Below are 6,736 nucleotides of genomic sequence, written 5' to 3' on the forward strand. Positions count from 1 at the left end.
TCCCGAATACATTAATTGCAGATTCCTGTAACGGCTGTTTCCATTCCGAAATCTGGTTCGGATGCACATCGAATTGTTCCGCTAACTCAGCTAGTGTCTTGTCGCCCTTGATCACCGCTATGGCCATCTTGGCTTTGAATCCCGCTGCATGATTCATTTTCGTCCTTCTCATACTCTCGCTCTTTTTTTGTCGTCTATTGCACGACTTGGGTCGAGCAAGATTACCACTTAAAGAACTGTCCGAATTTGCGAGGCTACTTCTCTATGACGAGGTTAGTGTACTCGTTGCACTGTTATGCAACAATTAAGGAGCTTAGAATACAGAGTGTTAGGAGTGGTAGAAATCACGAACAATGGCAGCGGATTCAGGTCGGCATTTAGAAAACACGAACACCAAAACTCTCAAAATAATACTGATCAATCTCATCGCGCGAAAACTGATGATTTTGTCCACCACGTTGGGTGATTTTTAGCGAACCCATCAGCGAACCAAGTTGTCCTGCAGTTTGCCAATCCAGATTATTGACAATGCCATATAACAAGCCGGCGCGGTAAGCATCACCGCAGCCAGTGGGGTCAACAATTGCTTTCGGTTTGACGCTGGGAATTTCGAGTTTTCTGCCATCAGCGTAAATAATGGAGCCTTGCGCCCCCAGGGTAATGATCAATGCTTTGGCTTTGTTCGCTAAGGATTCCAGATTAATTCCCGTACGGTCTTGCAACATCTGGCCTTCATAGTCGTTGACAGCGATGTAATCCGCTTTATCGATGAAATCGAGCAGCTCTTCTCCGTTATACATCGGTAGCCCCTGCCCCGGATCAAAAACAAAAGGGATGCCAGCTTCGTGAAATTCACGTGCGTGTTGCATCATGCCATCGCGTCCATCTGGAGCGATAATGCCTAACTGGATATTACGCGTTTCTTGCACGGAATTAAGGTGGGAGAAATTCATCGCTCCCGGATGAAACGCAGTAATCTGATTATCGTCCAGATCGGTAGTGATGAAAGCCTGTGCAGTGAAGGTATCGGCAACATGTAGCACATGCTCCTGAGTCAAGCTTAATTGCTCTAACCGCTTGGCATAAGGTGCATAATCATCGCCAACAGTAGCCATCATGACAGGCTCTCCGCCCAGCATTCTTAGATTGTACGCAATATTACCGGCACAACCGCCGAATTCACGGCGCATCTCGGGAACCAAAAATGCGACATTCAATACGTGGATTTTCTCAGGCAAAATGTGATTCTTAAATTGATCCTGAAAAACCATAATATTGTCGTAAGCGATTGAACCGCATATCAATGTACGCATTACTCGGATTCCACTTCGATTAATGATGTTTAATTAATGAATCAGGCATCCGGTTTCCAGGCCAAATCGGGCTCACGCGCAGCTTTAACATCGTCCAGCTTACGTACCGGCATGGTATGCGGTGCGCCTTTCACCATATCTGGTTGTGCTTCGATTTCTTGCAGAATTTCTTTCATTGATGCGACAAAAGCATCCAGCGTTTCCTTGGATTCCGTTTCGGCTGGTTCAATCAATAAGCATTCGGGCACCAGTAGCGGAAAATAAGTTGTCGGCGCATGATAACCTTTATCAAGTAGTCGTTTGGCCAGATTCATCGCGGTTACGCCGGTCTTATCCTTGATATCTTTCAGCGTGACAATAAATTCATGACTGGCACGGCGGTTAGGGTAAGCAATTTCAAATCCCGCTTTGCGCAATTCGGCCATCAAATAATTAGCGTTCAGTGTGGCAAACTCGGAAATGCGATGCATACCATCCAGTCCCAGTAAACGAACATAAATATAGGCGCGCAACAATACTCCAGCATTACCCATGTGCGCGGATAACCGTCCAATGGATTGCGGTTTGTCTTTCTCAGTGATCCAACGATAGGTATCGCCTTCCTTGGCAACAATCGGAATTGGGATAAAAGGCAACAAGCGCTCGGCCACGCCCACTGGCGCAGAACCCGGACCACCACCACCATGCGGGGTAGAAAAGGTTTTGTGCAGGTTGATATGAATCACATCAAAACCCATATCGCCCGGTTTCACTTTACCCAATACCGCGTTCAAATTGGCGCCGTCGTAATACAGCAATCCACCGGCCTGATGTACCACGCGGCTCATTTCAGCAACATTCTTTTCAAACACGCCTAATGTGGAAGGGTTGGTCAGCATCAATCCGGCAGTTTTTGGCCCAACGGCAGCCTTCAGAGCATCCAGATCGACATTCCCGTCTTTATCAGTAGCAATTTCCACCACTTTGAAGCCGCACATTACGGCCGTGGCAGGATTCGTGCCATGCGCCGCATCGGGCACAATGATTTCGGTGCGGTCAAAATCGCCGCGCGATTCGTGATAGGCACGAATCATCATGACACCGATCAACTCGCCTTGCGCACCCGCCATCGGCGTTAAGCTGACAGCAGCCATACCGGTGACTGCTTTCAGGATTTCCTGCAATTCATACATGCAAGCAAGATAACCTTGACCCGTGTCTTCCGGCGCCAGCGGATGCCTGGATATGAATTGCGGTAACATGGCTAACGAATTACACGCACGCGGATTGTATTTCATTGTGCATGAACCCAGCGGGTAAAATTCGGTATCAATTGAGAAATTCTTTTGTGACAGGCGAGTAAAATGACGCACCGTATCCATCTCGGAAACTTCCGGCAGAAGCACTTTCGATTTGCGCAGCAGGTTTTGCGGAATCGCCGATTTGCTTGCCGATTTTGCCGGTGATTGAGAATAATTAAGACGCCCTGGGCGCGAGTGTTCAAATATCAACATAATCTATGGGTTCGATCTCAATTTATTGCTTCAAAGCAGCTATCGCTGCCTCATAATTCGGCTCGTCTGCAATCTCTGGAACCAGTTCGGCATGAATTATGGTATCCGATTCATCCAGTACAATCACCGCGCGTGCTGTAATCCCTCCAAATGGACTATCGGCAATCAAAACACCGTAATCTTTCATGAAATTGGCGCCACGCATGGTGGACAAGGTAACCACTTTATCCAGTCCTTCAGCATCAGTGAATCGGCTCATGGCAAAAGGCAGATCAGCAGCAATGATCAGTACAACGGTATTGTCCATGTTACTGGCCTGCTGGTTAAACTTGCGGGTTGAAATCGCACACACTGGCGTATCCAAACTGGGAACAATATTCAATACTTTCTTTTTCCCCGCGTAATTGTCCAATGTAATATCTTGTAGGTCTCGATTGACCAAAGAAAATGACGGTGCTTTTTGACCGACTTTGGGAAAAGTCCCTTCAATTTTAATGGGATTTCCTTTGAGAGTAACCATGATTTTTCCTTAAAGATAAAGTTGATAAGTAATAAGTTGAGTAAGCCGCAGTTAATTAACTAAGTGCCTGCTGCATAGCAGCGGCATAATTCTGTAAGTCAGATTCAGTCTTGGTTTCCGTCGCACAAACCAGCAAGGCATTACCCAATTCGGGATATTGTCCTTGCAAACTATATCCTCCTAGGATGCCTTTTTGCTTCAGTTTACTCAACACATCCACAACCGACTTAGACAAAGTTAGTGCGACTTCATGAAATACAGGTCCACTAAATGCTCTTTCAACGCCTTTAATTTTCACCAATTGCTCAACCAATTCCAGCGTATTGGCATGTGATTGTGCCGCGACCCGACGCAATCCTTCCGGACCCACTAATGACATAAAAATAGTAGCAGCGGTCACCATCAACCCTTGATTGGTACAAATATTGGATGTTGCTTTGGATCGACGGATATGCTGTTCGCGTGCCTGTAGCGTCAGCACAAATCCTTCTTTATTATCCAAATCCGTGGTACGGCCAATGATACGGCCCGGCATTTGACGCACCAATTCATTCTTGCACGCCATAAAACCAAAGTACGGTCCACCACTGGACAGCGGTATTCCAAGTGGCTGGCCTTCACCAACAGCGATATCGGCGCCTTTGTCGCCCCATTCCCCCGGAGGTGTCAGTAATGCCAACGCGGTTGGGTTGACAACGCCAATGGCAAAAGCATTTTTACTGTGCGCCCAATCGGTCAATGCATCGACTTGTTCCAACACTCCAAAAAAATTGGGTTGCGGAATCACCAATGCGGCAAAATCTTCGTGGCCCGAATTGGCTAATGATTCCGGCAGAATTTGCCCGCATTCGGTGCAGTAAGGCAACTCGACCACTTCAATCTTTTGATTGCTGACAATGGCACGAACCACTTGACGATAAACGGGATGTACTGTTTGTGGAATCAAAATGCGTCGTGATGTTTTATGCGCACGCACCGCCATCAAAGCAGCTTCAGCCAAAGCCGTAGCACCGTCATACATGCTGGCATTGGAGACATCCATCCCGGTCAGTGAAGCCATCATCGATTGATATTCATACAATAACTGCAAAGTTCCCTGGCTGGCTTCTGCTTGGTAAGGTGTGTAGGAAGAATAAAACTCTCCACGCGTAGTGATTTGCCAGACCGCCGCCGGGATATGATGCTCATAAGCGCCAGCCCCAATGAAGTTTTGATAAAACCCATCTTGGGAGGCTCGCTCCATCATCAGCCGGGTTATTTCCATTTCGCTGAGCCCGGGGGGAACGCCTGTTAGTTCGCCGCTGATTAATTCTTTTGGAATTTCATCAAAAAGCTCTTCAATTGTTTTCGCGCCAATGCTAGTAAGCATTTCGGCAACATCTTCTTTGGTATGTGGAATAAACGGCATGATTTATCTAAAGGAATTTAAGAAATAAGGCATTAAAGTAGTCGAACAAAAACACATTCCGATCCTAAGACGATCTTAGTGATCTTCGTTCTCGACCAATTCGGTATAAGCAGCTGCATCTAGTAATCCATCCAGCTCGGCTGTATTACTCGGTTTTAATTTAAACAGCCAAGCAGAATAAGCATCTTCGTTTATCTTTCCCGGCTCATCGACCAACGGAGAATTCACTGCAGTAACTTCACCTGAAATGGGAGAATACACATCTGCAGCTGCTTTGACTGATTCCGCAACCGCGCATTCTTCTTTTTGTTTAAGCACACGCCCAACTTCTGGCAACTCAATAAACACCATATCCCCGAGTAATTCCTGTGCGTGATGGGAAATACCAACAGTTACTGTGCCGTCGGCTTCAGGTTTCACCCATTCATGAGATTTGCTATATTTTAAATTTGTTGGAATACTCATTTTTTCACTCCAGATTAATAAAGTAATGTAATATTTTTTAATTACTTGTTAATTAAACCAATACTTTGCCATTTCGCACAAACGGATATTTTACCACCTTTGCACGCAGCTTTTTATCGCGCACCACGACATCGACTTCATCTCCGATAGCTATTTGTGCCGAGATGCGTGCCAAAGCAATCGATTGGTTCATGGTTGGCGAAAATCCACCGCTGGTAATCTCGCCTGGGTACTCAACGCCATCTTTTTGTCCGACAACCTGCTGATGGCTCCGCAGTACACCACGATCAACCAATACCAACCCTACCAATTGATGCGTAACAGCGGTATCCAACAATGTTTGTTTGCCAACGAAATCACGCTCGCTTTTCAGATCAACCGTCCAAGCCAGACCTGATTCTAACGGGTTCTTCGTTTCATCCATATCTTGCCCGTATAAATTCATACCGGCTTCCAGACGTAACGTATCGCGCGCACCCAACCCGGCAGGAGCGACACCGGCAGCATGCAATGCTTTCCAGAACGCTGCCGCATCCGTAGCGGGCAGAATGATCTCAAAACCATCTTCGCCGGTATAACCTGTCCGTGCGATAAAATATTGACCGACAACTGCGGATTGAAATTGTTTTAATTCTTCGGTCACTGATTGAGAATCTGGAATAACTTGCCAGACTTTGGTGCGGGCATTTGGCCCTTGCACAGCAATCATGGCAAGATCGCGTCTTGGCGTAATCTCTAAATTAGGTGCTAGCTCATCGCGTTTTTTGAGCATCCAGGCGACATCTTTGTCAGCTGTGCCAGCATTGACCACGATACGAAACCAGGTTTCAGACAGGAAATAGATGATCAGATCGTCGATGATACCTGCCTGCGGAGTCAGCATACAGGAATACAGCGCCTTACCAGGAAGTGTCAATTTATCAACATTGTTTGCCACCAGTTGACGTAAAAAATCGCGCACATTGTCGCCTTTAATATCGACTGGCAACATGTGCGAGACATCAAACATTCCCGCATCTTGGCGGACTTTATGGTGCTCGTCTAATTGTGAGCCGTAATGCAACGGCATATCCCAACCACCAAAATCCACCATTTTGGCATTCATGTCACGGTGGGTTTGATTAAGGGGTGTCATTTTCAGCACGGATTTTCTCCCGGAAATAAATAAAAGTCATTGCAGATGACTTCGCACCCCTCTGTCCTTTTTACCTGAGAGATTTACAGATTAGCATCTGTGTGCCCCTTCGGTGGCCAAAAATAATCTTCTGGCACTCTCCAGATTGCCCGTCACAAGCGGTTCTTAAGTAGCAAGTTGGCTTGACCATGCCTGAGCGATTCCGGGGGGGTTACGCCTTCGGCGGCGCTTCTTAGTAACTAGCGCGCTCTCCTGCTTGGACTTCAATGGCTGAGTGCGAACTATACTCTAGTAACAGCATTTTATACAAGCCATTCAAATAAATTTTGTAGGGAACAAATAAACTGTCGAGCTATGATTATTTCTGGTGTATGACAAGTGAGGAGAAAGCGGTGTAGCCTG

6 protein-coding genes, 1 pseudogene and 1 riboswitch are annotated in these 6,736 nt (G+C 46.6%); all 7 genes and pseudogenes read right to left on the bottom strand.

From position 1 onward, the window contains the following. A pseudogene (locus QZV86_RS12935) lies at window positions 1–172 on the bottom strand (IS3 family transposase); the annotation flags it as partial. Between the two features lie 205 nt (window positions 173–377). Beyond that, window positions 378–1,313 (bottom strand): carbohydrate kinase family protein, encoded by a 936-nt coding sequence (locus QZV86_RS12940; protein WP_295628930.1) that lies wholly within the window; start codon window positions 1,311–1,313, stop codon window positions 378–380. Window positions 1,314–1,354: 41 nt separating this feature from the next. Continuing rightward, the gene (gene gcvPB / locus QZV86_RS12945) at window positions 1,355–2,806 is read right to left on the bottom strand and encodes an aminomethyl-transferring glycine dehydrogenase subunit GcvPB (RefSeq protein ID WP_295628933.1); all 1,452 of its coding nucleotides are present in this window, start codon (window positions 2,804–2,806) and stop codon (window positions 1,355–1,357) included. A 22-nt stretch (window positions 2,807–2,828) separates the two neighbouring features. Further along, window positions 2,829–3,326 (bottom strand): thiol peroxidase, encoded by a 498-nt coding sequence (gene tpx, locus QZV86_RS12950; RefSeq protein WP_295628937.1) that lies wholly within the window; start codon window positions 3,324–3,326, stop codon window positions 2,829–2,831. A gap of 55 nt (window positions 3,327–3,381) precedes the next feature. Beyond that, window positions 3,382–4,734 (bottom strand): aminomethyl-transferring glycine dehydrogenase subunit GcvPA, encoded by a 1,353-nt coding sequence (gene gcvPA / locus QZV86_RS12955; RefSeq protein ID WP_295628940.1) that lies wholly within the window; start codon window positions 4,732–4,734, stop codon window positions 3,382–3,384. Between the two features lie 75 nt (window positions 4,735–4,809). Beyond that, entirely contained in the window at window positions 4,810–5,199 is a 390-nt protein-coding gene (gene gcvH, locus QZV86_RS12960) for a glycine cleavage system protein GcvH (protein WP_295628944.1), read from the bottom strand. Window positions 5,200–5,251: 52 nt separating this feature from the next. Beyond that, window positions 5,252–6,343 carry a glycine cleavage system aminomethyltransferase GcvT gene (gene gcvT / locus QZV86_RS12965; RefSeq protein WP_295628947.1) on the bottom strand — a complete coding sequence of 364 codons (1,092 nt, stop codon included), beginning with the start codon at window positions 6,341–6,343 and terminating at the stop codon, window positions 5,252–5,254. Window positions 6,344–6,385: 42 nt separating this feature from the next. Then, window positions 6,386–6,488: riboswitch (glycine riboswitch) on the bottom strand. Between the last annotated feature and the right edge of the window lie 248 nt (window positions 6,489–6,736).

The organism is uncultured Nitrosomonas sp. (genome assembly GCF_902826915.1).
Taxonomy (GTDB): domain Bacteria; phylum Pseudomonadota; class Gammaproteobacteria; order Burkholderiales; family Nitrosomonadaceae; genus Nitrosomonas.